The following is a 26,688-nucleotide window of genomic DNA, read 5'->3' as shown; positions in this document are numbered from 1 at the left end:
CATAGTCACCTCTCAGTTCGCCACGCCGTCAGCGCGTTGGCGCGGCAAAGCCAGTTGCAGCAGGTTGGATTCATTGGCCTGTTCGCGGCTCAGTTCGCCGCGCAGCGCGCCTTCGCACAACACCAGGATGCGGTCGGAAATGCCCATCACTTCCATCAGGTCGCTGGACACCACGATCACCGCAATGCCGCTGGCGGCCAGGTTATGGATGATCTGGTAGATTTCGGCCTTGGCGCCGATGTCGATGCCACGGGTGGGCTCGTCGAGCAGCAGGACTTTCATCGGCATCGACAGCCAGCGACCGAGAATGGCCTTCTGCTGGTTGCCGCCGGACAGGAACTTGATCTGTTGCCCGGCGTGTGGCGTTTTTACCTTGAGCGCCTTGATCTGCTTGTCGGCGTTGCCCTTCTCCCACAGGCCACGCAACAGGCAACCAAAGGTTGAATGCGCACCACGGGCGCTGATGTTGATGTTCTCGGCGACGCTTGCCAGCGGCAGGATGCCCTCCTTCTTGCGGTCTTCTGGACAGAGCAGGATCCCGGCCGCAATCGCATCCCGGGGCGAGCGCAGTTTCAGTTCATGGCCGCGCAGTTCAAGACGCCCGGCGCTGTTGCGCTCCAGCCCGCTAAGCAGGCGAAACAATTCCGTGCGCCCCGCGCCGACCAGGCCGAACAAGCCAAGGATCTCACCCTTGTGCGCATCGAAACTCACCGGTTCGCGCAGGCCTGGCCCGAGCAGGGCATCGACCTTCAACGCCACCGCGCCGCGCTGGCGCGGGCGGTAATCGTAGATGTCCTGAATGTCGCGACCGACCATGCAGGTGACCAACTGATCATGGGTCAACTCGCTCATGTCTTCGAAGGTGCGCACGTAACGGCCGTCCTTGAACACCGTCACCGCATTGCAGATGCGGAACACCTCCTCCATGCGATGGGAGACGTAGAGCACCACTTTGCCTTCATCGCGCAGCCGACCGATGATCGCCATCAAGCGGTCGATCTCCCGCGCCGAAAGACTGCTGGTGGGCTCGTCGAAAGCGATGACATGCGCACCACGGGACAACGCCTTGGCGATCTCGACCAGCTGCCGCTGACCGAGGGACAAGCGCCCGACTTTCTCCTGCGGGTCGATTTCGTCGGCCAGGCCCCTGAGACAGGCCAGGGCTTGCTGACGCAACGTTGCGCGATTGATCAAGCCGAAACTGGCCGGCAGGTGACCGAGAAACAGATTTTCCGCCACGGTCATTTCCGGCACCAGGTGCAGTTCCTGATGAATCACCGCGACCCCGCTGCCAATGCTGTCGGCCGTGGACTTGAACGCCATCGTCTGGCCGCCGATCTGCAGGTCGCCGCTGCTCGGGGTGTAGGCGCCGCCGAGGATTTTCAGCAGGGTCGACTTGCCGGCACCGTTCTCGCCCATCAAGGCATGAACCTGCCCCGGATGGGCGACGAAGTTAATGTTGTCCAGCGCCTTCACACCGGGAAAGGTCTTGCCGATCCCGTTGAAGCGCAAGCTGCCACTGCCACTCAAAGAGCTGCCGGTGTGTTGTTGTACTTGTCTTTGGGCCATAACCACCTCATCGCACAGATCGGGCAACCCCGCTGCCAGGGTCACCGATGAAATCAACCGGCCCTCAGTTCCACAGGCCGATCTTTTCCAGTTCCTGCTTGAAGTTGTCGCGCGTGATCAGTGTCACGTCGTCCATGGCGGTGTATTTCGCCGGTTCTTTGCCGCTGGTGACCCACTCGTACATCATGCTGGCGGTGTTGTAGCCCTCGATGTGCGGGCTTGGCAGCATCGACCCGTAGAAGCCGCTGTCGGGTTTCTTAAGCTCGCCAATGGCGTCGGTGCCGTTGATGCCGATGCCGATCACGTTCGACGCGGCAAAACCGGCGGCTTCAGTGGCACGCACGCCACCCAGCACCGTGTTGTCGTTCATGCCGCCGATGATCAGGTTCTTCGCCGCGCTCGGTAGCTTCACCAGTGCCGAGTTGGTGGCGTCCATGCTGCCCGGTACGTCGAGGGTTTTCAGGGCCGCGAACAGGATGTGGTCTTTGGGCATGCCGGCATCTTCCAGCGCCTTGACCGAGCCGTCGGTGCGTTTCTTGCCGGTGTCGAGTTCGTTGAAGGTATTGATCACCGCATAGGTGTCTTTCCACTCCCAACCGCGCTTCTTCGCCTCGGTGGCCATGGCGCTGCCTTGCTTCTGGCCGACTTCAAAGGCGGCCATGCCCAGGTATGGGACGTCCTCCATGAACTTGCCACTGGCATCGACGAAGCGGTCATCCACGGCGATCACTTTCAAGCCATTGAGCTTGGCCTTGGCCATGATCGCAGGGCCCAGGGACACGTCCGGCGGGCAGATCACGAAGCCCTTGGCGCCGTTGGCGGCCAGGCTGTCGATGGCCGACAGGGTTTTCTCGCCATCGGGCACGGCGATCTTGATCAGGGTAAAGCCCTTCTCCTTGCCGGCCTTTTCAGCGAAGGCCCATTCGGTCTGGAACCAGGGTTCCTCCGCTTGCTTGACCAGGAAACCGATTTTCACTTCCTCAGCCGCCAGCAGCGTGCTGCTCAGGCTGAACGCGCTGACCGCCACGGCGGCGCAGCATAGGGAACGGATGGCATGACGACGATTCATAAGCTGACTCCTTGTTGTTTTTGTTGAGCGTAGTGCCAATAGTCATATCGTATGATGATTGAATTTCAGGCGCAGTTTTGCACCTGAGGCCCGGATGACCTAGTCGTGGTACATCACTGAGCGCCCGCCATCGATGGTGATGCACGAAGCGTTGATGAACGGTGCTTCATCACTGGCCAGGAACACTGCGGTCATGGCCACCTCGATTGGCTGGCCGATGCGCCGCGGCGGGTGCAGGTCAAAGGCGCGCTGACGTTCGGCCTGGGGGTCGGCAAAGCCGTTCCAGTAGTCGACGTTCAATTGGGTTTCGATGTAGCCCGGCGCGATGGCGTTGACCCGAATGCCCTTGGGTGCGTATTCGATACCCAGGGCGCGGGTCAGGCCGAGCAGGCCGTGCTTGGCCACCGGATAAGGGAAGCAGCCTGGAATGATGTGGGTGGAATGGGTGGAGGCGATGTTGATGATGCTGCCGATACCCTGCTCGATCATCTGCGGCAATACAGCCTTGCAGCCGTACCAGGCACCGTCCAGGTCAATGGCGAAGCAGCGACGCCAGTCTTCCTCGGTCATTTCCAGCGGATCTCGGAACACGTTGACCCCAGCACAGTTGACCAACACGTCGATCCGCCCGTGAAGCTCAACCGCCAGCCTGGCCATCGCCTGCAAGTCCTGCTGCTGGGAAACGTCGGCCTTGATCGCCACCACGTCAGCCCCTTTGCTCCGCCACTGTGACGCGACGTTTTCGACTTTTTCGGCCTGGATATCGCTGATGACCAGCTTGGCCTGCTGGGAAGCGAAGGTCGCAACGATCGCCTCGCCGATGCCCTGAGCGGCGCCGGTCAGCAGTACGACTTTGTTTTTCAGGCGCTCGCCCTTGGGTGGCTCGGGCACCGGCGGTAACGAAAGAGGTTCAGCCATGGATCAGGACTCCTGTTCGAAAGCACGACGAAAACCGGACGTCAGGTCCGGTCAAAAGGGCGTTGAGGAAGAAACAGGCAGGCGCGAAACGTTTCAGCATCGGGGTGCTTTGAAACGCGGACTCCACGAGGGAGTGCGGGGGAATATCGCTGCATCACTTCACCTGTTTTGTTTTTGTAAGTGTGAGTGCGTGTAACTGATGGCGCCGACTATAAACCCGACGCGCAGGAAATCTCAATATATATATTTGCATCCCATATTTAGGGATTTAACCTGAGAATCGGCTACAGAACTTTCCTGCAACGTCGACGCGAATCGCCAGCACCGCCCCATCCAGCGGATGCCCCAAGGGGCTCGCGGCGCTGGTGATGTACAGGGTTTTCAGGTCCGCATCGCCGAATACGCAACTGGTCGGACGGCTGACGGGCAGTTCGACCACTCGATCGACCTGCCCGTCCGGTGTCAGCCTGAGTAGGCAACTGCCGTCCCATCGGGCATTCCAGACAAAACCCTCGGCGTCCATTGCCGAGCCGTCCGGGCCGCCGAGTGGATGAGGACCGAACCAGGCTTGTGGCGGGTCAAGATGGCCGTCAGCACGAATGAAGTATCTGCACAACGTGCCGTCGAGACTGTCACCGAAATAGACGGTAGTGGCGTCGTCGCTCCACAACAACGTATTGGGGATACCCAGCCCACGCAGCAGTGGCGTGACCCGCGCATCGCTATCGATTCGGAACAGGCCACCGCAACGCCGTTCGACGGGCAGGTCTTCGCCCTGCTCGCCGATGTTGTTCTGCATGGTGCCAAGCCACAGCCTGCCCTGGGCATCGCAGCGGGCTTCGTTGGCGCGGTTACCAGGCTGCGGATCCGCGACGCAAAACAAGCTCAGTCGCGGTTCCAATCCCGGAGAATCAAGGTCAAGCCGATACACGCCGCTGCTCAAGGTCACCAGCGCATCACCGCTCGTACAGGGGATGAATGCCGACACATGCTCCGGCATCTGCCAGATCTGCACGTTGGCGCCGATCAACCGCAGCGCCTGTTTGCCGGCAATGTCCACCCAGTACAGCGCCTGGGTCGGCGCATCCCAGAACGGACCTTCGCCGAGTTGCGCCCGGTGCTCGGTAACCGCAGTCAACGTCATGAAACCTCCTGCTTTTTTATTGTTTTTCGGTACGAGCCGGCTGGCTGGCGATGGCGTCCTTCAGAGCCACATCGCCAGCAAGCCGGCTCCTACAGGTTGTCAGCCGGCTTTTTTGTCGGCCATGACCTGCGGGTAATAGCGCTTGATCGCCAGGTCGGCGTTATCGATCAGGGTCATGCAGGCCCACACACCCCGCGCGGTGTCCCGGGCGGCGATGGCGTCGGCCATGTCTTTATGAATGGGCAAGGTGCGGCGCAGCTCGTCGGGGTCGGCGGCGGACACTTCGAAACACACTGCCAACAGTGCGCCCAGGGCCGGGACCATTTGCTCGATGAATTGATTGTGGCTGGCAGCGAGAATGCACTCGTGGAAGAGCTGGTCGGCGCGGTTGTAATCAACGCCACTGTCCACCGCCCGCGCCAACGCGTTGTAGGCCAATGAAATGGCGTCGAGCTGTTCGGCGGTTGCGCGTTCGCAGGCCCAGCGCACGGCCATCGGTTCGATGGTGCGGCGCAAGTCGAGCAAGTCATCGACGAAATTTTCCGGCAAGCCGCTGCGTGACAGCCAGCCTACGACCTGCGGATCGAAGAGGTTCCAGCGCCGCACCGGCAACACCCGCGTACCGACTTTAGGCCCGACTTCGAGCATGCCCTTGGCGACCAGGGTCTTGATGGCTTCGCGGATAACGGTGCGACTGACACCCAGTTGTTCGCCGAGGTCAGCTTCGACCTTGAGCGTCTCCCCCGGCTTGACGTGCCGGGCAGCGATCCAGCAGCCCAGCCAATCAACCGTCGAGGCGTGAAAACTGCTGGACATGGACACCTCAAAGCCGTTTGTGATGGGTGTCCACGCTAATCATCATATGATTGGCTGTCAATTCGAATTTTCAAGATCAATGTGGGAGCGGGCTTGCTCGCGAAGGCGGCATGACAGACGACAATGATATTGAATGTTATGTCCTCTTCGTCGGAACGCCGCCCGGAGCAAGCCCGCTCCCACAGTGTTGTGGTCAGGGTTCGAGGCCGATGGGGAAGAACTCTCCACCGCTCCACACGCCCAGCCAACGCTGCCCGTCGATCTCTCGCGTCACCGCCAGCTCTACCAGTTGGTAGAACACATTGCGATGGATCAGTGCTTCGAGATTGGTGCGCACATGCACGTAAGGCGCCGGCTCTTGAGTGGCTGGATCGATCACCACGCGAATCGGGTGCTCGGGACCGGCCTCGGTGGTTTCGTCGACATTGGTGGTGAAGCGCAACACCTGCGCCTCGCCCTCGCCTTCCACGTCCACCGCAATCGCCACGAAGGGCGCATCGTCTACCTTGATCCCGACCTTCTCGACCGGAGTGATGAGGAAGTAATCATCACCGTCACGGCGAATGATGGTGGAGAACAGCTTGACCATCGGCTTGCGTCCGATCGGCGTGCCCAGGTAATACCAGGTGCCGTCGCGGGCGATGCGCATGTCGATGTCGCCGCAAAAATCGGGGTTCCACAGGTGGACCGGTGGCAAGCCTTGGGTCTTGGGGATTTGCCCCAGCAGGTCATTGGCTTTTTGCGGGCCACTCATGGTGCTCTCCTTGAAATTACTGGTCGCTGAGCCCCAATAGGCTACGCGCGTACTGCTGCAGCGGCGGGCCCATCAGGTCTTCTGGTTTTTCGTCGTGGAATGTCAGTAGACCGCCACGACTGTTGATACGTGCAGTATCAATCAAATACTGGGTGCTGGTCTCGATCAACATGATCTGAATCACGCCGGTATCGATACCAAGGCGATCCAGGGCCTCCTGATCCAGCCATTCATCCGAGTTGCCAATGCGGTCATCGGACTTGGCGAAACGGGTATAGAGCAGGTAGTGGGCACCGACGGCACGGGCTTCGCCCATGGCCTGGTCAAGGCCTTGCGGTGTGCGGGCGCGGCGAACCATCGGGAAATACTCGACGAAACCATCGAAGGCGACTTCGGCGATCACATTGGGGCGCGGGTAGACGGCACTGCCCGGCGGCATAAAGGCGCCCTGGGCAATGTAGACGAACGAGTCCGGCTGGATACGCAGGTTATTCACCCGGCGGCTGTCACTGTGGTCCAGCAGGCCGGCGTCACTCATGTGGTAGCGAGTCCCTTCGGCCATGTCGCTGACATTCATGCAGCCACCGAGCGCCATAATGGCCAGCAGCAAAACCAGGCTACGCATCCTATCCTCCAGGGGCCGGTGACGGAAAACCGGCGAATGGCCTTAGGATGCAGCTTTTACGCCAGCTCAAGTGCGTCGCCGCTTGATAAATCGCATTCGCGAGCAGGCTCGCTCCCACAAGGGTTGGCGCCATACCTGTGGGAGCGAGCCTGCTCGCGAAGAGGCCGACTCAGCCGCCGATAATCTTCATGACGGTGGCACCACCGGAAAACGCCACTTCCTGCTTGTCACCCAAGGCTTTCACCAGCAGTCGTTGCAACGCCGGCAACGCTTGATGACGCGGCTTGTCCAGCAGATCGCCCACATAGTGGCGATTGCTTGACGACAAACAGCCATGCAGCCAGCCCGTGGACGACAGGCGCAACCGGGAGCAGGTGCGGCAGAACGGCACGCTTTCATTGGCTATCACGCCGAAATGCCCCAGCCCCGGAATTTCATAACGCACAGCGGTGGCATCGACAGGCGCATCGGCCTGGAGATATTCATAACGCTCGCCGATCAGGCCCAGCAGCTGTTGCAGGCTGACAAACTGCTGCAGGAAGGCATTGGAGTCGCTGGCCAGGTGGCCCATGCGCATCAACTCGATGAAGCGCAGTTCATAACCGCGTTCCAGGCAATAATCGAGCAGCGGCATTACCTGATCGAGGTTCTGGCCGCGCAGCGGCACCATGTTGACCTTGACCTTCATGCCCGCTGCACGGGCCTGGTCCATGCCGTCAAGCACCGTCGCCAGATCACCGCCACGGGCAATGCCGCGAAACGCAGAGGCGTCGAGGGTATCGAGGGAAACGTTGATGCGTCGAATGCCGGCATCCACCAGGATCGGCAGCTTCTTCGCCAGTAGCTGGCCGTTGGTGGTCAGGCTGATGTCCTGCAGCCCCATCTGGCCGACGGCCGCCATGAAGGCTTCGAGTTTCGGACTGACCAGCGGTTCGCCACCGGTGATGCGCAAGCGCTCGATACCCGCCGCTTCAATCAGGTAGGCGACGCCACGCGCCATGGCTTCGGCCGACAATTCATCCTGCGCAGCCACCAGCCGCTTGCCGTTGGGCACGCAGTAGGTACAAGCATAATTGCAGGCTGAGGTCAGGCTGACTCGCAAATTGCGGAAACGCCTGCCTTGTCGGTCAACGATCATGATCACTCCGGCGCAAGAATATTCGGGCTTGCTAAAACTTGACTCACAAATCAAGTTTTAGCAAGCCCTCTGCCTGAGTATATTCCTGCACTGCTGCGCCATGTAGCGAAATCACGCGCAATAAGGCGGCCGAATGGCTCAACTGCTCGGGGTATCGCTGTCCCGCTTGCGCTTGTTGCCCATGCGCACGCCGATGTCCATCAGGAACTGGAAGAAGCCTTCCTGGTCTTCCAGCACATTGCTCCAGAACGGCGAGTGGTAGAGCGCTACGGCTCCGTGCACCAGCGCCCAGGACGCGCAATAATGGAAATAAGGTGGCACGTCTTCAAGCTTGCCTTCGCTGATCCGGCCCTTGATAAGCAAGGTCAAGCGTTCGAAGTTCGAGGCGCGGATCTTGTGCAGCTCCTCGACCATCTCCGGCACCTGGTTGCCCTTGACGACCTTTTCTTCCAGGCGGTCAAACAACCGGTACCGCTGCGGGTCGCGCATGCGGAATTCGAAATAGGCGCGGGACAGGGCCTCCTTGTCCTTGTCGACATCGGCCGAATGCAACAGCTCGTTCAAATCGCGCTCATAGTCGAGCATCAGGCGCAGATAGATTTCGGCCTTGGACTTGAAGTGCTTGTAGATCGTGCCTTTGCCGATACCGACAGCATCAGCAATCATCTCGACGGTGACACTGTCTTCACCCTGGTCGAGGAACAGCTTGAGCGCGGTATCGAGAATTTCTTGCTCGCGGCGACGAAACTCACGGACCTTACGAGGTTCTTTATGCATAAGAAAAGGTCTGTAGGGGTCAAAATTCGAAGCCGCGTATTATGCCTAAATTGCGCAAAAATGCACGGATCATCCGACCATATCTGTGTTTCTTGATGATTTCTCGCAACATCGTCCGTTGATGAGAACTCTTCTGAAGCGCCCGTATTCCAAATTTGTTTAAAAACCACGGCCTACAAACTGGACGGTGCGAAATACTGATCAATACTTGAACTGTCGGCGGGGCATCTCCCCCAAGTGTCACGCCGATATTGGTACCAACGGACCGCGTGCCATTGTTTTACTCCTAATGGTCTTAACCCGGATTCACCCCCCAGAACCCGGGTTTTTTTTGCCTGCGATTTAACCTTTTACATGCGCCAACGGAAACAACCGCTTGAAGTTCTCAGTGGTCTGCTCGGCAAATCGCTCATAGGGCTCACCCCGCAACATTGCCAGAAATTCCGCTACTTCGCGCACGTACTGCGGCAGATTCGGCTTGCCACGGTAAGGGATCGGCGCCAGGTACGGTGAGTCGGTTTCCACCAGCAAACGGTCGGCCGGCACCTTGCTTGCCACATCGCGCAACGCGTCGGCGTTGCGGAATGTGACAATCCCGGACAGGGAAATGTAGTAACCCATGTCCAGGGCGGATTTCGCCATCTCCCAGTCCTCGGTGAAGCAGTGCAGCACGCCTGCCTGGGGCAGCGCCGCCTCACGCAGCAGGTTCAAGGTATCGGCGCGTGCGCCTCGAGTATGGATGATCACCGGCTTGCCGGTCTGTTGCGCCGCCTGCAGGTGCAATCGGAAAGATTGCTGCTGCAACGCGGCCGCTTCCGGCTCGTAGTGATAATCCAGACCGGTTTCACCGATCGCCACCACGCGCGGATGGTTGAGCTCGTGCAACAGCCAGTCCAAGGCAGGCGCCGCCCCCGGCTGCACATCCAGCGGATGCACGCCGACTGAGCAATCGACATCGTCATAGCGCTCGGCCAGGGCTTTGACATCGGCCGCGTTGTCAGCGCTGACGCCGATACACAGGAAGTGCCCTACCCCACGCTGGCGGGCCGCATCCAGGGCGGCATCCAACGAGCCGTCATGGGCGGCAAGGTCGAGGCGATCAAGGTGACAATGGGAATCTACGAGCATAAAGGGCTGCAACTTACATCGTATGAGTGGGACGGTCGGGTTTCAGGGGTCCGGCCAGGTAGGTTTCGGTTCGACTGCAGGTAATATTATCGCCTTCAATGATGGCTGATGCAGAGTCCAGGCGCAGACGGTCACCGCTGGGTAGGCAGCGTCGCCCATTGCACCAGCAGCGCCTCCAGCAACAACACTCGGTTGAGGTTGGCTTTGCTCAACACCTTCTGCCGCTGGGCGAGAATCCAGTCCTGGATATTCAGGACTTTGTCCTGAGCGGTTTTTTGCGCCAGATACTGGATCACCTTGCGCATGTCCGTCAGCCCCAACCCTTCTTCATCCTGGGTCAGCTGATAGCGCAGGATCAGGCTCGACCAATCACAGAACCAGTCGAACAGCAGCAACAACGGAATTGCATTCCAGCCTTCGGCCAACTGTGTCGGCGATTGTTGCTGCTTGAGCAACTTCTTCACCCCATCGACCACTTGCGCGCGCTGCTCGCGCACGCCCTGGGCGTTCAGGTTCACGGCGGCCAACGGCGAACCGGCCGCCAGCGTCAGCAACTCGATGCGCTCTTGCGGCGAACAGTCCGGCAAGGCCGTGGCCAGCCAGTTCAGACTCATGGCCTCGCCCGGCAGCGGACAGGCTTGCTGCACACAGCGACTCTTGATGGTCGGCAACAGACGACTGGGCTGGTGGCTGACCAATAGCAATACCGTGTCGCCAGACGGTTCTTCCAGGCTTTTGAGCAAGGCGTTGGCAGCATTGATGTTCATCGACTCGACCGGCTCGATCAACACTACTTTACGCCCACCCAGTTGCGCGGTCTGCACCACGAAACTGACCAGGTCGCGCACCTGGTCGACCTTGATTGCCTTGTCGGCTTCTTCCGGCTCCAGGATGTAGTTGTCGGGATGACTGCCGGCCTTGAGCAACAGGCACGACTTGCATTCGCCACAAGCGCCCTGCGGGGTCGGACGCTGGCACAGCAAACTGGCCATCAAGCGTTCGGCCAGGGCCCGCTTGCCGATTCCGGCCGGGCCATGCAGCAAATAGGCATGGGCGTGTTGCGCACGACCCGCCAGTTGCTGCCAGAGGCTGTCTTGCCATGGATAGGCTTCAGCCACGGCTCAGCTCCAACAGGCGTGGCAGCAAGGCATCCAGGGATTGCTGGACTTGCGCCAACGGTTGCGCGGCGTCGATCAGCACGTACCGCGCAGGCTCTGCCGCTGCGCGCTTGAGGAATGCGCTGCGCACGGCATCGAAAAAGGCCCGGCCCTCGAGCTCAAAGCGATCCAGGCGTCCACGGGCACTGGCGCGCGCCAGCCCCACTTCCACCGGCAGGTCGAAAATCAACGTCAGGTCAGGGCGCAGGTCGCCTTGGACAAAGGTTTCCAGCGTCGCAATACGCTCCAGCGACAAGCCGCGGCCACCGCCCTGGTAGGCGTAGGTCGAATCGGTGAAACGATCACATAACACCACGGCACCGCGGGCCAGTGCCGGGCGAATGACTTCGGCCAAGTGCTGGGCGCGCGCCGCGAACACCAGCAACAGCTCAGTGTCCGGGTTCATCACCTCATCGACCGGGGCCAATAGCACTTCGCGAATGCGTTCGGCCAGCGGCGTGCCGCCCGGTTCGCGGGTCAGCAGCACCTCGATACCGGCAGCGCGCAGGCGTTCGGCCAGGTATTCGCGATTGGTGCTCTTGCCGGCGCCTTCCGGGCCTTCCAGCGTAATAAACAAGCCAGTCACAGGCAGTCCTTAGTCAGATTCATTGCGGGCTTTGCGGTGGTGTTGTATTCGGCTCGGATTGCGGTTCCGGCGTTGCAGCAGGTTCAGGCACGGGATCTTGCGCGGGAACCGCAGATGCAGCCTCGGGCGCTGATTCTGGCGCTGAGTCGGGCGAAGCCGCCGGGACAGGGGGATGGGCTTCGGAAGCCTCGGGTTGCGCAGTTTCCGTTTGCGGCACCTCCATTGGCGGTGCATCGGTTGGCGACGCCTGGGTATCCGGCGTTTCGGGCGAGCCCACCGGCGCCGGACTGGAGCGGTAATCGGCGCGACGCTTGAGCTGGAACTCTCGCACGGCACTGTTGTGCGCGTCCAGATCATCGGAGAACACATGGCTGCCGTCGCCGCGAGCGACAAAGTAGAGGCTGGTGCCCTCCACCGGATTGAGTGCAGCGTGGATGGCTTCGCGGCCGACCATGGCAATCGGTGTCGGCGGCAGGCCGGAAATCATATAGGTGTTGTAGGGGGTCGCCTCCTTGAGATGGGCGCGAGTCAGCTTGCCGTTGTAACGGTCACCCAGGCCATAGATCACCGTTGGGTCTGTCTGCAACAGCATGCCGATCTCCATCCGACGCACGAACACGCCGGCGATTTGCCCGCGCTCCTGCGGCACGCCGGTTTCCTTCTCCACCAGCGAGGCCATGATCAGGGCTTGATAGGGACCGGTGTAAGGCAGGTCGGCGGCACGCTGACTCCACTCCTTGGCCAGCACGTCGTCGAGGCGCTGGTAAGCGGTTTTGAGCAATTCGGCGTCGGTCATGCCACGCACGAAGCGATAAGTGTCGGGAAAGAATCGTCCCTCGGGAAAAATCCCGCTATGGCCGAGCCTGTCCATGACCTGGCTGTCGCTCAGGCCTTTCAAGGTTTGCTCGAGCTTTTCTTCCTTGGCCAGGGCCGCACGGACCTGGTGGAAATTCCAGCCTTCGACCAGGGTCAGGCTGTATTGCACCATTTCCCCGCGCTTCCACAGATCGATCAGACCTTCGACGGTCATGCCGGGCGTCATGCGGTACTCGCCGCTGTGCAACGGCTGCTTGGGCAAATTGAAGCGCCAGTAGACGCGCAGCCAGAACGCGTCCTTGATGACGCCGTCGGCTTCCATCCGCAGGAAAGTGCGGTTCGGGGTAGTGCCCTTGGGCACCTCCAGCAATTCTTCCTGTTTGATATTCAGCGGCTGTACCAGCGCCGAATGAATTTTCCAGGCAGAAGCACCTAACATCAGCCCCGCCAGAACCAGTCCGGTTTCCAGCAGCAGCAAGAATTTACGTCTCACGTATCAAGCATCCAGTAGCGCGCGGGCAATGGTTTGGAGTTTACGGGTGAGCGGCCCAACCGGCCAGCTCAGTGCGGCATAGGCGCGCACCGGCCAAACGCCATACACGCTGTTACAGACAAAAACTTCGTCAGCGCCTTGCAGCTGCTCAAGCGTGATATCGGTGATTTGCAGGGGGATACCCAAAGATTCGGCCTGAGACAATAATTCGGCACGCATCACACCTTCTACGCCGCAGTTGCTCAAATCTGCGGTGATCAACACGCCGTCATGCACCAGGAACAGGTTGCTGAAAACGCCCTCGATGACGCGACCGGCCTGATCGAGCATCAAGCCTTCGGCATGTTCGGTGTCCTGCCATTCGGCACGCGCCATCACCTGCTCAAGACGGTTCAAGTGCTTGAGACCCGCAAGAAGGGGTTGAAAGGAAAGTCGCGTGGTGCACGGGAACAGGCGAATGCCCTGCTCCGCATGGGCATCCGGGTAAACCGCGGGAGGATTACCCGACAGGATACGACGAGCCTGGGCCGAAGGATCGAAAGCGTAACCGCGCAGGCTGTCGCCGCGGGTAATGATCAGTTTGAGCACGCCGTCGTTCAGTTGCTCGGCATAGGTCAACACCTCCGAAACCACGGCAGCATGATCCAGATTGATTGCCAACCGACGGCACCCCTTGGCCAGCCGCACCAGATGACGATCCAGCAGGACCGGAAAGCCATCATGCACGGCGATGGTCTCGAACAGACCGTCGCCGTAGGCCAGGCCGCGATCCTTCAGCGACAATGCGTCAGCCGGCTGACCGTCGACCCAGCTGTCCATCAGCCTGCAAACCGGCGAAACACCAGCGAGCCGTTGGTGCCGCCAAAGCCGAAGGAGTTGGACACGACCACATCAATATCCATGTTGCGCGCGGTGTGCGGCACGAAGTCGAGGTCGCAGCCTTCGTCCGGCTCATCGAGGTTGATGGTCGGTGGCGCTACCTGGCTATTGATCGCCAGCACGCTGAAGATGGCTTCGACCGCGCCCGCCGCACCCAGCAAGTGACCGGTCATCGACTTGGTCGAGCTGACGGCCAACTTGTAGGCGTGCTCGCCAAACACCGACTTGATCGCATTGACTTCAGCAAGGTCGCCAGCCGGCGTCGAGGTACCGTGGGCGTTGATGTACTGCACCTGATCGCCATTGATCCTGGCATCACGCAGCGCATTGGTGATGCAACGTGCAGCCCCCGCGCCATCGGCTGGCGGCGAAGTCATGTGGTAGGCATCGCCGCTGGTACCGAAACCGATCAGTTCGGCATAGATGGTAGCGCCACGGGCCTTGGCGTGTTCCAGCTCTTCCAGCACCAGCGCACCGGCGCCATTGGACAATACGAAGCCATCTCGGCCCTTGTCCCACGGGCGGCTGGCGCGGGTCGGCTCGTCGTTGCGGGTCGACAGCGCGCGGGAAGCGCCGAAACCACCCATGCCCAGGCCGCAGGCGGCCATTTCGGCACCGCCGGCGATCATCACATCGGCTTCGTCGTACATGATGTTGCGAGCAGCCATGCCGATGCAGTGCGTACCGGTGGTACACGCCGTGGCGATGGCATAGTTAGGCCCCTGTGCGCCCAGGTGGATGGACAGGAAGCCGGAAATCATATTGATGATCGAGCCAGGCACGAAGAACGGGGAAATCCGTCGCGGACCGGTCTCATGCAAGGTGCGACTGGTTTCTTCAATGTTGGTCAGTCCACCGATGCCCGAACCCATGGCCACGCCGATGCGCTCGCGATTGGCGTCGGTCACTTCCAGACCGGCATTGCGCACTGCCTGAAAACCTGCCGCCAGACCGTACTGAATGAACAGGTCGAGCTTGCGAGCTTCCTTGACCGACAGGTAATCCTCGACTTTGAAGTCCTTTACCGAGCCGCCAAAACGGGTGGAATAGGCAGAAAGGTCGGTGTGTTCGATCAGACCAATGCCACTGCGGCCAGCCAGAATGCCCTGCCAGCTGCTCGGCACATCCGTGCCCAGTGGCGACAACATACCCATACCGGTGACTACGACGCGTCTACGCGACACAGCACTCTCCTTTTTTCAAATGACGACTTTGCATCAGGCCTAAAGAAAAAACCGCACGCCATGATGGCAGTGCGGTTTTTCCATGACAGCGAGCAACGATTACAAACTATTACGCCTGGTGGCTAGTTACGTAGTCGATTGCAGCTTGTACGGTAGTGATCTTCTCAGCTTCTTCGTCAGGGATTTCGGTCTCGAATTCCTCTTCCAGAGCCATCACCAGCTCAACGGTGTCAAGGGAGTCGGCACCCAGGTCTTCAACGAAGGAAGCAGTGTTGACCACTTCTTCTTCTTTAACGCCCAGTTGCTCGGCAACGATTTTCTTGACGCGCTCTTCGATGGTGCTCATACCTTGTTTTCACTCCTAATGGACAAATTCAGGCAGCTGGCCAGTGGGTAAGTGTATAGAAAGACTTTTCAGCTTTTCAACTGAAAGCTTCGCTCCTCAAACCCGGTGACCCACTGCCTATAAATAGATTGCAGCTTTATAACGGATTTTAGACAGCTCGTATGACATTTTTTTGAAACGATCCGTCACATTTAACTCATGTACATCCCGCCGTTCACCGGGATTGTAGCCCCAGTAACGTAAGCCGCACCGTCCGACGCAAGAAAAGCGACCACCGACGCGATCTCTTGAGCTTGCCCCAGACGACCCAGCGGAATCTGCGTCTGCAAGGCTTCACGCTGTGCCTCGGGCAGTTCGCGGGTCATATCGGTATCGATGAACCCAGGGGTTACCGAGTTTACCGTAATCGAACGCGAACCGACTTCACGCGCCAGAGAGCGGCTGAAACCTTCCAGGCCGGCCTTGGCGGCAGCGTAGTTTACTTGGCCTGCGTTGCCCATGGCACCCACAACCGAGCCAATACTGATAATTCGTCCCCAACGGGCCTTGGTCATACCGCGCAAAACGCCCTTGGACAGGCGGAACAGACTGTTCAGGTTGGTATCGACCACGTCATGCCACTCGTCGTCTTTCATGCGCATCATCAGGTTATCACGGGTGATGCCGGCATTATTGACCAGGATCGCCGGGGCACCGAACTGCGCCTGAATGGTCGCCAGGACAGCCGCCACGGACTCGTCGCTGGTGACATTGAGCTCAAGGCCAGTGCCCTGAATGCCGTTTTCCTTCAAAGTGGCGGCAATGCGCTCGGCACCAGAAGCGGAGGTCGCGGTGCCTACAACGATGGCGCCCTGACGACCCAATTCCAGGGCGATAGCCTGGCCGATGCCGCGGCTCGCGCCGGTGACCAGTGCAACTTTACCTTGCAGACTCATGCAAGCTTCTCCTGATTCAGGCCAGCGCTGCACGGGCGGCAGCGAAAGCGTCTGGGGTATTGAGATTGGAAGTCGATACGCCTTCGGCGCAGCGCTTGTTCAGACCGGCCAGTACCTTGCCCGGGCCGCATTCGACCAGATTGGTCGCGCCTTTGGCGGCCAGGGTCTGTACGGATTCTACCCAGCGTACTGGCTTGTACAGTTGCTCGAGCAGATCACGCTTGAGGGTTTCCAGATCCGCCGGCACCTGGGCGCTGACGTTCTGTACTACCAGGATCTGCGGAGCCTGCCAATCGATCGCGGCGATCGATTCGGCGAAACGCTCGGCTGCCGGACGCATCAGTTCGCAGTGCGACGGCACGCTGACTGGCAACGGCATGGCGCGTTTGGCGCCACGTGCCTTGCAGCCTTCAATGGCACGCTCGACCGCTGCCTTGGCACCGGCAATGACCACTTGCCCCGGGGAGTTGAAGTTGACCGCGCTGACCACTTCGCCTTGTGCCGCTTCGGCACAGGCAGCCAGTACGTCAGCGTCTTCCAGGCCGAGGATGGCAGCCATGCCGCCCTGCCCTGCAGGAACGGCTTCCTGCATCAGTTGGCCACGACGTTCGACGAGTTTCACCGCATCAGCCAGGCTCAGGCTGCCAGCAGCGACCAAGGCACTGTATTCGCCCAGGCTGTGACCGGCCACATACGCCGGGCGCGCGCCGCCTTCAGCCAACCACAGACGCCACAGGGCGATCGAAGCGGTCAAAATGGCCGGCTGGGTCTTATCGGTCTGGTTGAGTTGTTCTTCCGGCCCTTGCTGGGTCAGTGCCCACAGGTCGTAACCCAGGGCATCGGAAGCTTCTTTGAACGTGTCGAGGACGACCGGGTGTTGCGCGCCCAACTCGGCCAGCATGCCGAGGGACTGCGAACCCTGTCCCGGAAAGACGAATGCGAGGGAAGCAGACATGTAACAAGCCCCTAATGATCTTGTCGTCGGAGAATTGACGTCCCGCTCAGGGGGACGCAAGAAACTGAGAGTTGGATGGCCATTTGAACCAAGCGGTCACATTTAAGCATTGTCCGACGAAAACGCCTAAAGCAACAAATCCTCCAGACGACCGTGGATACGTTCCGGCAGGTTTTCCTGGATCTCGATCAGAGCACGGGAAATGGCGCTTTGAAAGCCCTGAACCCCTGCAGATCCGTGACTTTTTACGACAATTCCCTGCAAGCCGAGAAAGCTCGCTCCGTTATGCCGAGCCGGGGCGAGGTCGGCTTGCAAGCGCTTCATCAGGGGCAAGGCTAACGCTCCCACCATGCGTGATGGCAGGTTCTTCTTGAACAACGCCTCGATGCGCCCGGCAATCATGGTGGCCAGGCCTTCGCTGGACTTGAGCAGGATGTTGCCGACAAAACCGTCGCACACCACCACATCCGCTTCGCCACGGTACAACCCGTCGCCCTCGACAAAACCGATGTAATTGATGCCACGGGCACTTTGCAGCAAGGTCGCGGCCAGCTTGACCTGCTGATTGCCCTTGATGTCCTCGGTGCCGATGTTCAGCAATGCGACGCGCGGACGCACGATGCCCAGGGTCTCGGCGGCAACCGAGCCCATCACTGCAAACTGCAACAGATGCTCGGCGCTGCAATCGACATTGGCGCCCAGGTCGAGCAACTGGCAGTAACCTTTCTGCGTCGGGATCGCCGCTACCATGGCCGGCCGATCAATGCCCGGCAAGGTCTTGAGCACAAAGCGCGACAGCGCCATCAGGGCCCCGGTATTACCGGCACTGACACACGCCTGGACCTTGCCATCGCGCAGCAACTCAAGCGCCACGCGCATCGACGAGTCGGGCTTGCCACGCAGGGCCTGGGCAGGTTTTTCGTCCATGGTGATGACTTCGGACGCCGGAGTAATCGACAGGCGCGCGCGATCCACAGCCGATTGGCCAGCGATCAATTCTTCAAGGAGGGAGGGTTGACCGACGAGGGTCAGGGACAGCGAGGGCGTGGCAGACAGGCAAGCAAGACTGGCCTGGACAATGCTGCGGGGACCGAAGTCCCCGCCCATTGCGTCAATCGCGATGACTTGAGCGGACAAGTGATTACTCGTCAGCGCCCTTGTCGATCACTTTACGGCCACGGTATACGCCTTCTGGCGATACGTGGTGACGCAGGTGAACTTCACCGGTGGTTTTTTCTACAGACAGGGTGCTAGCCTCGAGAGCGTCGTGCGAACGGCGCATGTCACGGGCAGAGCGGGATTTTTTGTTCTGCTGAACAGCCATAATTGATTAACTCCTAAACGTTTGGGTCACGCTTTAACTGCGCCAATACACTGAACGGGTTGGACCGCGTTACCTCGTCCTCGCTCGGTTCGGGCTCATCTGCTCCCGCCGGCTGCTGGCATTCTTCCGGATGATGAGCAGGCACAATGGGCAAGGCGAGCAGAAGCTCCTCCTCGATCAGTGACTGCAGATCCAATGGATCTTCGCCCAGTTCCAGCACGTCATAACCTTTCGGCAACGACTGGGTATTCGCACCCTCCTTCACCACAGCGTAACTGCATTCGCTATGGATCGGCAGGGTGACCAGCTCAAGACAACGCTGGCAAACCATTTTGACTTCAGTGTCGATAAAGCTGTGGATGACCACAGATTTACGTTCATCTCGTTCAAAAACGAATTTAGCCTGCACCGTACCGACATTGTCGGAAAGCGGGTCGCAGAGTCTCTCCAAATCGGCCAGCAGCATTTCACCTTGGAGGGTGGTGCCACGATCAGCCAATTTGCGCGGGTCAACGTGAGGTGGAATCGGGTCATTCAACATAGGCGCAGCATTATAGGGATGCACCCGCCCATGTCAAAGGAAATTCAGCCCTGTCCGTCACTTGGAAGCCCCGATAGAATTCATGCCTGCCATTTGGAGTTGCGCATGCTGCCTTTATTACTCGCTTCAAGCTCGGTTTATCGCCGGGATTTGCTGGCCCGCTTGCAGCTGCCATTCAGCTGCAGCTCGCCGGACATCGATGAAAGCCATCGCCTCGGTGAATCCGCCGTCGAGCTGGTCAAACGCCTCGCCGAAGAGAAAGCACGCGCACTGGCCGCCAGCCATACCGCTCATCTGATTATCGGCTCAGACCAGGTCGCGGTGCTTGGCGAGCGAATCGTCGGCAAGCCCCACACCTTCGAAAAGGCCCGCGAGCAACTGCTGGCGGCAAGCGGCGCCAGCGTGACGTTCCTGACCGGGCTCGCCCTGCTGAATAGCCAGACCGGCCACTGCCAGGTCGACTGCGTGCCCTTCACGGTGCACATGCGCACACTCGACAGTGAACGCATCGAACGCTACCTGCGCGCCGAACAACCCTACGACTGTGCTGGCAGTTTCAAGGCCGAAGGGTTGGGGGTAAGCCTGTTTCAGAGCACCGAGGGCCCCGACGCTACCAGCCTTGTCGGCCTGCCGTTGATTCGCCTTGTCGATATGCTTCTAACCGAAGGCGTGCAAATCCCCTAAAAGCAAAAGATCGCAGCCTGCGGCAGCTCCTACAGGTGATCGGTGTAGGAGCTGCCGCAGGCTGCGATCTTTTGACTTTAAAAAACTTAACGCAACGACGGACCGTTAAACCCCATCCACATCGCCAGATGCTCGGCCACGCTGGCGCCGAGCTTTTTCGAGAAGCGATCGAACGGCGATTCCTGAACGGTGAAGTCCACCAGCTCTTTTTCGCCGATCACATCCCGCGCGACATAACTGGCATTACCCAGGCCGTCGATCAAGCCCAGCGGCAGCGCCTGCTCACCCGACCAGACCAGCCCAGAGAACAGCTCTGGATGCTCCTTGTCCTTCAGGCGATCGCCACGACCCTGCTTGACGCTATTGATGAACTGCTTGTGGGTGGTATCGAGCACGCCCTGCCAGAACGCCGTTTCTTCAGGCTTCTGCGGCTGGAACGGATCGAGGAAGGATTTGTGCTCGCCCGAGGTGTAGGTGCGACGCTCCACTCCCAGCTTCTCCATGGTGCCGACAAACCCGTAGCCGGCTGCCGTTACCCCGATGGAGCCCACCAGGCTCGCCTTGTCGGCATAGATCTGGTCCGCTGCACTGGCAATGTAATACGCACCGGAAGCGCCCAGGTCGGAAATCACCGCGTAAAGCTTGGTATCCGGATGCAGACCACGCAGCCGGCGGATCTCGTCATAGACATAGCCTGACTGCACCGGACTGCCGCCCGGGCTATTGATGCGCAGGATGACACCCTTGACCTTGTCGTCTTCGAAGGCGGCCCGCAGGCTACCGACGATGTTGTCGGCACTGGCCGGCTCCTTGTCGGCGATCATGCCATCGATGTCGATCAACGCGGTGTAGTTGCCACTGCGGGTTGCAGCCTTCTCGATATCCATCAGGGGCGTAAACAGCGCCAATGCGACAAACAGGTACACGAAGGTCAACAACTTGAAGAAAATCCCCCAACGCCGGGAGCGACGCTGCTCCTGCACACCAGCCAGCAGGGTCTTCTCCAACAGCTTCCAGCTTTTTTCGTCACCGCTCTCTGCGCTCGCCTTGGCGGGCGCTTTCCATTCGTCGGCCATGCCATTTACCCCAGCAAAAACGTATTAGGCCCGCTGACCCAGCCAGGCGTGCAATTGTGAAAAACGATCGATAGCCAGTCGTGGCTCGAACAGCTTCAGCGCTTCAATCGATTGCGCGCCGTAGCTGACCGCCACCGAATCCATGCCGGCGTTGCGTGCCATCTGCAGATCGAAGGACGAGTCGCCAACCATCAGGGCCTGATCCGCACGCACATCACAATGCGCCAGTATCTGCTCAAGCATCAGCGGATGGGGCTTGCTGGCCGTCTCGTCGGCGGCCCGGGTGATATCGAAATAATTTTCCCAACCGTGAGACTTCAGCACCCGATCCAGCCCGCGACGGGCCTTGCCCGTGGCCACGGCCAGGTGATAGCCCTCGGCACGAAACGCTTCGAGCGACTCGACCACACCCTCGAACAAGGGCGATGGTACCGCCTCCGAGGCGATGTAGTGATCGGCGTAGTGCTGACGAAACGCTACAAGTTCGGCATCGCCGATTTGCGGATACAGGGTACGAATCGCCTCCGGCAGGCCCAGGCCGATGATGCCTTTGACGGCAAGATCATCGCACTGCTCGAACCCGGACCGCTGCGACGCCACGTGCATCGCCTCGACAATCCGACCAATGGAATCGGCCAGCGTGCCGTCCCAATCGAATATCAGCAGCTTGTAATCAGATGGGTGCACTCAGGCGCTCCACGGTTTTAGCCCACATTTCGTCGACAGGCGCCTGCAATTTCAATTCGCCACCATCCGGCAACGGCACGGTCAGCATGTAGGCATGCAGGAACAGGCGCTTACCGCCCAGATCGCGAATTTCCTTGCTGAAACCTTCGTCACCATACTTGCTGTCACCAGCGATGCAATGCCCGGCGTGCAGGGTATGCACACGGATCTGGTGAGTCCGGCCAGTGATCGGCTTGGCTTCGATCAGGGTGGCAAAGTCACCGAAGCGGCGCAGGACCTTGAACACGGTCACGGACTCCTTGCCCTCCTCTTCGTCGACCTCGACCATGCGCTCGCCGGAGCGCAGGTTGCTCTTGCCCAGCGCCGCACGAACCTGCTTGATCGAGCTCGCCCAGTTACCGCGCACCAGCGCCATGTAGCGCTTGTCGACGCCATCACCGCGCAAAGCGGTGTGCAGGTGGCGCAACATGCTGCGCTTCTTGGCGATCATCAACAGGCCCGACGTATCACGGTCGAGGCGGTGAACCAGCTCAAGCTCCTTGCAATCGGGGCGCAACTGACGGAAGGCTTCGATCACCCCGAAGGTCAGCCCGCTACCACCGTGAACCGCAATGCCCGCGGGCTTGTTGATCACGATCAGGGCCTTGTCTTCAAAGACAATCGAGGCTTCCAGGCGCTGCAACAGCCCTTGGGCCAGCGGCACCGGCTCGTCGCGCTCAGGCACGCGCACCGGCGGCACGCGCACGATATCGCCCGCCTGCAGCTTGTATTCGGGCTTGATCCGACCCTTGTTCACTCGCACTTCGCCTTTACGCAAAATGCGGTAAATCAAGGTCTTGGGCACGCCTTTGAGCCGAGCGAGAAGGAAGTTATCAATACGTTGGCCGGCATATTCCGGCGAGACCTCAAGCAGTTGTACGCCTGGAGTCGGGGGGGTAGTCGTCGTCATGGCGCGGATGATAACAATTTTTTATGGAATTGAAGCACTTAATCATTGCTGCTATAGTCGCGAACGCCGCCAAAAGCGGCCTGGCCAGCGGACCAACGGTCAAAAACCGGCCCTGACCAACGCAATTCACCAGGACGCGAGGCCGTCCTACGGGGTTTTCGCTACGTAACGGTGGAGTTTGCAACTGTAACAAGCGCAGGTGACATGAGGCCTGAATCAAACCGCAAAGCAGAGTTTCCACTCGCTTTTCGAGCCAATATTCATGGCCAGTTCACAAAGTGCAGTCAGCTGCGGATGACCCCGAGCGAAACGCTTCGGAAACAACGCCTAAATTAGCCATGATGCGTGACCTCCCCTTTCGGAGCTCACGGTAAATGCCAACCCGCTGCGGATTCTGCGCGCGGCAGCACCCGAATTATCAGGGATACGTGTAGGGTGGAGATGCACAACCGCTGGCCTGTGTAGCAATAGGCTTTATCAAGACGCTTCATCTCGTCCACAGCCGCCGGTTGATTCCTCCTCCTGACTGAGTGCTTAAGTAGCCACAGCAAGCAGGACGCGTACGTCGCGACAAAGGCCCACATTGGCCGGACATCGCTGGACACGGGAATGGCCAACCACTCCCGACGCACCTGACACCGACCATGAGAAGTCGTGTGTGCCGAACGCCGTTTCCGGCAGCCCGGAAACCGACGGTACTACATGAAAAGAATGCTGATTAACGCAACTCAACCCGAAGAGTTGCGTGTTGCACTGGTAGATGGCCAGCGCCTCTACGACCTGGACATCGAATCCGGTGCACGCGAGCAGAAGAAGGCCAACATCTATAAAGGCCGGATTACTCGCATCGAACCAAGCCTGGAGGCTGCCTTTGTCGATTTCGGCTCTGAGCGCCACGGCTTCCTGCCCCTCAAAGAAATCTCCCGCGAATACTTCAAGAAAACCCCTGAAGGCCGCGTCAACATCAAGGACGTCCTGAGCGAAGGCCAGGAAGTCATCGTTCAGGTCGAAAAAGAAGAGCGTGGCAACAAGGGCGCCGCCCTGACCACGTTCATCAGCCTGGCCGGTCGTTACCTCGTGCTGATGCCGAACAACCCGCGTGCCGGCGGTATCTCCCGTCGCATCGAAGGCGAAGAGCGCAATGAATTGCGTGAAGCGCTGAACGGCCTGGTTGCCCCGGCCGACATGGGCCTGATCGTGCGCACGGCCGGCCTGGGTCGCAGCAGCGAAGAAATGCAGTGGGACCTCGACTACCTGCTGCAACTGTGGACTGCCATCAAAGAAGCTTCGCTGGATCGTTCCGCGCCGTTCCTGATCTATCAGGAAAGCAACGTGATCATCCGCGCGATCCGCGATTACCTGCGCCAGGACATCGGCGAAGTGCTGATCGACAGCGTTGAAGCCCAGGACGAAGCCCTGACCTTCATTCGCCAGGTGATGCCGCAGTACGCCAGCAAGATCAAGCTGTACGAAGACAGCGTGCCACTGTTCAACCGCTTCCAGATCGAAAGCCAGATCGAGACCGCGTTCCAGCGCGTCGTTGAACTGCCTTCCGGCGGCTCCATCGTGATCGATCCGACCGAAGCCCTGGTGTCCATCGACATCAACTCGGCGCGCGCCACCAAAGGTAGCGACATCGAAGAAACCGCGCTGCAGACCAACCTTGAAGCCGCCGAAGAAATCGCCCGTCAGTTGCGCCTGCGCGACATCGGCGGCCTGATCGTCATCGACTTCATCGACATGACCCCGGCCAAGAACCAGCGCGCCGTGGAAGAAAAAGTCCGCGAATGCCTGGAAGCCGACCGCGCCCGCGTGCAAGTCGGCCGCATTTCGCGCTTCGGCCTGCTGGAAATGTCCCGTCAGCGCCTGCGCCCATCCCTGGGTGAAAGCAGCGGCATCGTTTGCCCGCGTTGCAACGGCACCGGCATCATCCGTGACGTCGAATCGCTGTCCTTGGCGATCCTGCGCCTGATCGAAGAAGAAGCCCTGAAAGACCGTACCGCCGAAGTTCGTGCACAAGTGCCGATCCCGGTGGCCGCGTTCCTGCTCAACGAAAAACGTAACTCGATCACCAAGATCGAACTGCGTACCCGTGCCCGCATCGTCATCCTGCCGAACGATCACCTCGAAACGCCGCACTTCGAAGTGCAACGCCTGCGCGATGACAGCCCGGAAGCGGCGATCAACCAGTCCAGCTACGAAATCGCAGCGGCCGCCGCCGAAGTCGAAGAAGTGCAGCCAGCTGCCGCGACCCGCACCCTGGTTCGCCAGGAAGCCGCGGTCAAGACGGCGCCAGCCCGCGCCAATGCTCCGGTACCGACCGAAGTTGTCGCCGCTCCCGTTGCCGCTCCTGTCGCCGCGCCAGAGCCAAGCCTGTTCAAGGGCCTGGTGAAGTCGCTGGTCAGCCTGTTCGCGTCCAAGGAAGAGCCTGTCGCTCCGACCGTGGTTGAGAAACCGGCTACCACCGAGCGTCCGGCCCGCAGCAACGAGGAACAACGCCGCACCGGCCGCCAGCAGAGCCGCACCCGTAACGGTCGCCGCGATGAAGAGCGCAAGCCTCGTGAAGAGCGCGCGCCCCGCGAAGAACGCGCTCCACGTGAACCCCGCGAAGAGCGCCAGCCACGCGAAGTACGCGAGCCTCGTGAGACCCGCGAAGAAACGCCAGTCGTAGCCCGCGAAGAACGCGCTCCACGTGAAGAACGCGCTCCGCGCGCGCCACGTGAAGAGCGTACTCCGCGTGCCCCGCGCGAAGATCGCAAGCCACGTGGCGAGCGTGAGGAGCGTGTGCGTGAACTGCGCGAGCCGCTGGACGCTGTCGCTCCTGCTGCCGCTGCTGTTGCTGCCGCGACCACTGAAGAACGCCCGGCCCGCCCGCCACGCGAAGAACGCGCTCCACGCCCTCCGCGTGAAGAACGTCAACCGCGTGCCGAGCAAGCGGCTGCTGTAGCCGAAGAAGAGCTGACCGGCAACGAAGAGCAACTGCAGGAAGAAGGCCAGGAAGGCGCCGAAGGCGATCGTCCACGCCGCCGCTCCCGCGGCCAGCGTCGTCGCAGCAACCGCCGCGAGCGTCAGCGTGATGCCAACGGCAACGTAATCGAAGGTTCGGAAGAGTCCGAAGCCGGCGATAACACTGAAGCGCCAAGCACTGCTGACCTGGCCGCCGGCCTGGCTGTTACCGCAGCCGTTGCCAGCAGCGTGATCAGCGCTCCGGCCGAAGCACAGGCCAACCAGCAAGCCGAACGCGCCACCGCCGCCACCCTGGAAACGGCTCCCGCCGAAGCGCCAGTGGTGGAAGCGACGACTCCGGTCGAAGCCACAGCTTCGCCGGAAATCGAAGTGGCAGCAGCGCCAGAAGCACAGCCAGTGGTTGAAGCTGCCGCTGAACCAGCCGTGGTTGCAGAACCGGTTGCCGACACCGTGACTGAAACCGTGACCGAGGCCGTTCGTGAAGTTCGCGAAGAGCAAACCGCTTTCAACTGGGTTGCCGAGCCAGCCGTAGCCGAAACCCCTGCTCCAGCGCCGGTTGCTGAAGCCGAGGTGGCGCCAGCGCTGGTCTCCGAGCCAGTTGCCGCTGCCGAGCCAGCTCCAGTGGTTGAAGCGCCGGTTGTTGCCCAAGCGCCTGCTCCGGTGGTTGAAGCCGCGCCAATCAGCGCCCTGACGCCAAGTGGCCGCGCACCGAACGACCCACGTGAAGTGCGTCGCCGCAAGCGTGAAGAAGAGCGTCTGCAGAAGGAAGCCGAACTGGCGGCCGCTGCTGCCCAGGCTGTTGCTGCCGAGCCAGCACCGGTTGCCGCCGAAGTGGTCGAGGCATCTGCCCCGGCTGCCGAAGTCGCTGCCGAGCCGGTTGAGTCGGTGATTGCCGAAGCACCTCGCTCCGTTCAGGAAGCGGTCGAGCAACACGAGAAAGCCCAGGAAAAAGAGCACGAGCCTAAACCTCTCGTCTGATTCCCTCGGCCATTAAAAAGCCCCGCCCGGTGAACCCGGGCGGGGCTTTTTTTTGGTTCTTCACGCAATCCTGGGAAACATGATCGTTTATACCTCTGTAGGAGCGAGCATGCTCGCGATGATCTCAAATGCACCGCGTGTATCCAGGTTCCCCGCGTCATCGTTGACGTCCATCGCGACGGTGCGACGATTC

At 60.2% G+C, this 26,688-nt stretch carries 26 protein-coding genes; 2 read left to right on the top strand and 24 right to left on the bottom strand.

Going from position 1 to position 26,688, the window contains the following annotated elements; genetic code table 11:
* Nucleotides 1-12: 12 nt before the first annotated feature.
* The 21 genes from araG to CGA21_RS05675 form a co-directional block, all read right to left on the bottom strand.
* Nucleotides 13-1,569: an L-arabinose ABC transporter ATP-binding protein AraG gene (gene araG / locus CGA21_RS05775; protein ID WP_188263756.1), complete on the bottom strand. Its 1,557-nt coding sequence runs from the start codon at nucleotides 1,567-1,569 to the stop codon at nucleotides 13-15.
* Between the two features lie 64 nt (nucleotides 1,570-1,633).
* Nucleotides 1,634-2,638 (bottom strand): substrate-binding domain-containing protein, encoded by a 1,005-nt coding sequence (locus CGA21_RS05770; protein WP_083349643.1) that lies wholly within the window; start codon nucleotides 2,636-2,638, stop codon nucleotides 1,634-1,636.
* Between the two features lie 99 nt (nucleotides 2,639-2,737).
* Nucleotides 2,738-3,556, bottom strand: coding sequence for an SDR family oxidoreductase (locus CGA21_RS05765; RefSeq protein ID WP_110754107.1), 819 nt, complete (start codon nucleotides 3,554-3,556; stop codon nucleotides 2,738-2,740).
* A gap of 268 nt (nucleotides 3,557-3,824) precedes the next feature.
* Nucleotides 3,825-4,700, bottom strand: coding sequence for an SMP-30/gluconolactonase/LRE family protein (locus CGA21_RS05760; RefSeq protein ID WP_188263755.1), 876 nt, complete (start codon nucleotides 4,698-4,700; stop codon nucleotides 3,825-3,827).
* A gap of 99 nt (nucleotides 4,701-4,799) precedes the next feature.
* Nucleotides 4,800-5,516 (bottom strand): FadR/GntR family transcriptional regulator, encoded by a 717-nt coding sequence (locus CGA21_RS05755; RefSeq protein ID WP_110754111.1) that lies wholly within the window; start codon nucleotides 5,514-5,516, stop codon nucleotides 4,800-4,802.
* Between the two features lie 193 nt (nucleotides 5,517-5,709).
* Nucleotides 5,710-6,270 carry a DUF1285 domain-containing protein gene (locus tag CGA21_RS05750; RefSeq protein WP_110754113.1) on the bottom strand — a complete coding sequence of 187 codons (561 nt, stop codon included), beginning with the start codon at nucleotides 6,268-6,270 and terminating at the stop codon, nucleotides 5,710-5,712.
* A 16-nt stretch (nucleotides 6,271-6,286) separates the two neighbouring features.
* The gene (locus CGA21_RS05745) at nucleotides 6,287-6,895 is read right to left on the bottom strand and encodes a DUF4823 domain-containing protein (protein WP_110754116.1); all 609 of its coding nucleotides are present in this window, start codon (nucleotides 6,893-6,895) and stop codon (nucleotides 6,287-6,289) included.
* 169 nt (nucleotides 6,896-7,064) lie between these two features.
* Nucleotides 7,065-8,033 carry a GTP 3',8-cyclase MoaA gene (locus tag CGA21_RS05740; protein WP_020799943.1) on the bottom strand — a complete coding sequence of 323 codons (969 nt, stop codon included), beginning with the start codon at nucleotides 8,031-8,033 and terminating at the stop codon, nucleotides 7,065-7,067.
* Between the two features lie 138 nt (nucleotides 8,034-8,171).
* Nucleotides 8,172-8,810: a TetR/AcrR family transcriptional regulator gene (locus CGA21_RS05735; RefSeq protein WP_007945721.1), complete on the bottom strand. Its 639-nt coding sequence runs from the start codon at nucleotides 8,808-8,810 to the stop codon at nucleotides 8,172-8,174.
* A 342-nt stretch (nucleotides 8,811-9,152) separates the two neighbouring features.
* Nucleotides 9,153-9,938 carry a TatD family hydrolase gene (locus CGA21_RS05730; RefSeq protein ID WP_188263754.1) on the bottom strand — a complete coding sequence of 262 codons (786 nt, stop codon included), beginning with the start codon at nucleotides 9,936-9,938 and terminating at the stop codon, nucleotides 9,153-9,155.
* Between the two features lie 131 nt (nucleotides 9,939-10,069).
* Complete coding sequence (locus tag CGA21_RS05725) at nucleotides 10,070-11,056, bottom strand: DNA polymerase III subunit delta' (RefSeq protein ID WP_188263753.1); 987 nt, start codon at nucleotides 11,054-11,056, stop codon at nucleotides 10,070-10,072.
* Complete coding sequence (tmk, locus tag CGA21_RS05720; protein WP_020799940.1) at nucleotides 11,049-11,681, bottom strand: dTMP kinase; 633 nt, start codon at nucleotides 11,679-11,681, stop codon at nucleotides 11,049-11,051. Before tmk ends, CGA21_RS05725 begins: the two co-directional genes overlap by 8 nt.
* Nucleotides 11,682-11,700: 19 nt before the next feature.
* Nucleotides 11,701-12,990 (bottom strand): endolytic transglycosylase MltG, encoded by a 1,290-nt coding sequence (gene mltG, locus CGA21_RS05715; RefSeq protein WP_188263752.1) that lies wholly within the window; start codon nucleotides 12,988-12,990, stop codon nucleotides 11,701-11,703.
* A gap of 3 nt (nucleotides 12,991-12,993) precedes the next feature.
* Nucleotides 12,994-13,809 carry an aminodeoxychorismate lyase gene (pabC, locus tag CGA21_RS05710; protein WP_188263751.1) on the bottom strand — a complete coding sequence of 272 codons (816 nt, stop codon included), beginning with the start codon at nucleotides 13,807-13,809 and terminating at the stop codon, nucleotides 12,994-12,996.
* On the bottom strand, nucleotides 13,809-15,053 hold the full coding sequence (fabF, locus tag CGA21_RS05705) for a beta-ketoacyl-ACP synthase II (RefSeq protein WP_033043585.1): 1,245 nt from the start codon (nucleotides 15,051-15,053) through the stop codon (nucleotides 13,809-13,811). Before fabF ends, pabC begins: the two co-directional genes overlap by 1 nt.
* Before the next feature lie 109 nt (nucleotides 15,054-15,162).
* The gene (gene acpP / locus CGA21_RS05700; RefSeq protein ID WP_003175607.1) at nucleotides 15,163-15,399 is read right to left on the bottom strand and encodes an acyl carrier protein; all 237 of its coding nucleotides are present in this window, start codon (nucleotides 15,397-15,399) and stop codon (nucleotides 15,163-15,165) included.
* A 191-nt stretch (nucleotides 15,400-15,590) separates the two neighbouring features.
* Complete coding sequence (fabG, locus tag CGA21_RS05695) at nucleotides 15,591-16,334, bottom strand: 3-oxoacyl-ACP reductase FabG (RefSeq protein ID WP_020799936.1); 744 nt, start codon at nucleotides 16,332-16,334, stop codon at nucleotides 15,591-15,593.
* A gap of 16 nt (nucleotides 16,335-16,350) precedes the next feature.
* A complete protein-coding gene (gene fabD / locus CGA21_RS05690; protein WP_188263750.1) occupies nucleotides 16,351-17,289 on the bottom strand; it encodes an ACP S-malonyltransferase in 939 nt (312 codons plus the stop codon).
* A 126-nt stretch (nucleotides 17,290-17,415) separates the two neighbouring features.
* Nucleotides 17,416-18,426 carry a phosphate acyltransferase PlsX gene (gene plsX, locus CGA21_RS05685; RefSeq protein WP_110754130.1) on the bottom strand — a complete coding sequence of 337 codons (1,011 nt, stop codon included), beginning with the start codon at nucleotides 18,424-18,426 and terminating at the stop codon, nucleotides 17,416-17,418.
* 4 nt (nucleotides 18,427-18,430) lie between these two features.
* Entirely contained in the window at nucleotides 18,431-18,613 is a 183-nt protein-coding gene (gene rpmF / locus CGA21_RS05680; RefSeq protein WP_003179396.1) for a 50S ribosomal protein L32, read from the bottom strand.
* Between the two features lie 13 nt (nucleotides 18,614-18,626).
* Nucleotides 18,627-19,154, bottom strand: a complete 528-nt coding sequence (locus CGA21_RS05675; RefSeq protein WP_007942001.1) for a YceD family protein — start codon at nucleotides 19,152-19,154, stop codon at nucleotides 18,627-18,629.
* A gap of 105 nt (nucleotides 19,155-19,259) precedes the next feature.
* Here CGA21_RS05675 and CGA21_RS05670 point away from each other — a divergent pair, with 105 nt between their 5' ends.
* Nucleotides 19,260-19,838 (top strand): Maf family protein, encoded by a 579-nt coding sequence (locus CGA21_RS05670; protein WP_020799933.1) that lies wholly within the window; start codon nucleotides 19,260-19,262, stop codon nucleotides 19,836-19,838.
* 86 nt (nucleotides 19,839-19,924) lie between these two features.
* Here CGA21_RS05670 and CGA21_RS05665 read toward each other — a convergent pair whose 3' ends face one another.
* The 3 genes from CGA21_RS05665 to rluC are packed head-to-tail and all read right to left on the bottom strand — an operon-like array spanning nucleotide 19,925 to nucleotide 22,550.
* Entirely contained in the window at nucleotides 19,925-20,914 is a 990-nt protein-coding gene (locus tag CGA21_RS05665) for a S49 family peptidase (protein ID WP_188263749.1), read from the bottom strand.
* A gap of 24 nt (nucleotides 20,915-20,938) precedes the next feature.
* Nucleotides 20,939-21,601 (bottom strand): HAD-IA family hydrolase, encoded by a 663-nt coding sequence (locus tag CGA21_RS05660; RefSeq protein WP_110754134.1) that lies wholly within the window; start codon nucleotides 21,599-21,601, stop codon nucleotides 20,939-20,941.
* Nucleotides 21,588-22,550, bottom strand: a complete 963-nt coding sequence (gene rluC / locus CGA21_RS05655) for a 23S rRNA pseudouridine(955/2504/2580) synthase RluC (protein ID WP_033041019.1) — start codon at nucleotides 22,548-22,550, stop codon at nucleotides 21,588-21,590. Before rluC ends, CGA21_RS05660 begins: the two co-directional genes overlap by 14 nt.
* 702 nt (nucleotides 22,551-23,252) lie before the next feature.
* On the opposite strand from rluC, the gene rne reads away from it, so the two are divergent.
* Nucleotides 23,253-26,495 carry a ribonuclease E gene (gene rne, locus CGA21_RS05650; RefSeq protein ID WP_188263748.1) on the top strand — a complete coding sequence of 1,081 codons (3,243 nt, stop codon included), beginning with the start codon at nucleotides 23,253-23,255 and terminating at the stop codon, nucleotides 26,493-26,495.
* The last annotated feature ends 193 nt before the right edge of the window (nucleotides 26,496-26,688 follow it).

It is taken from the genome of Pseudomonas sp. PSB11, assembly GCF_014596605.1.
In the GTDB taxonomy this organism is placed as follows: Bacteria; Pseudomonadota; Gammaproteobacteria; order Pseudomonadales; family Pseudomonadaceae; genus Aquipseudomonas; species Aquipseudomonas umsongensis.
Note: the sequence above shows the minus strand (reverse complement) of the source record. Positions and strands in the feature narration are given on the sequence as shown.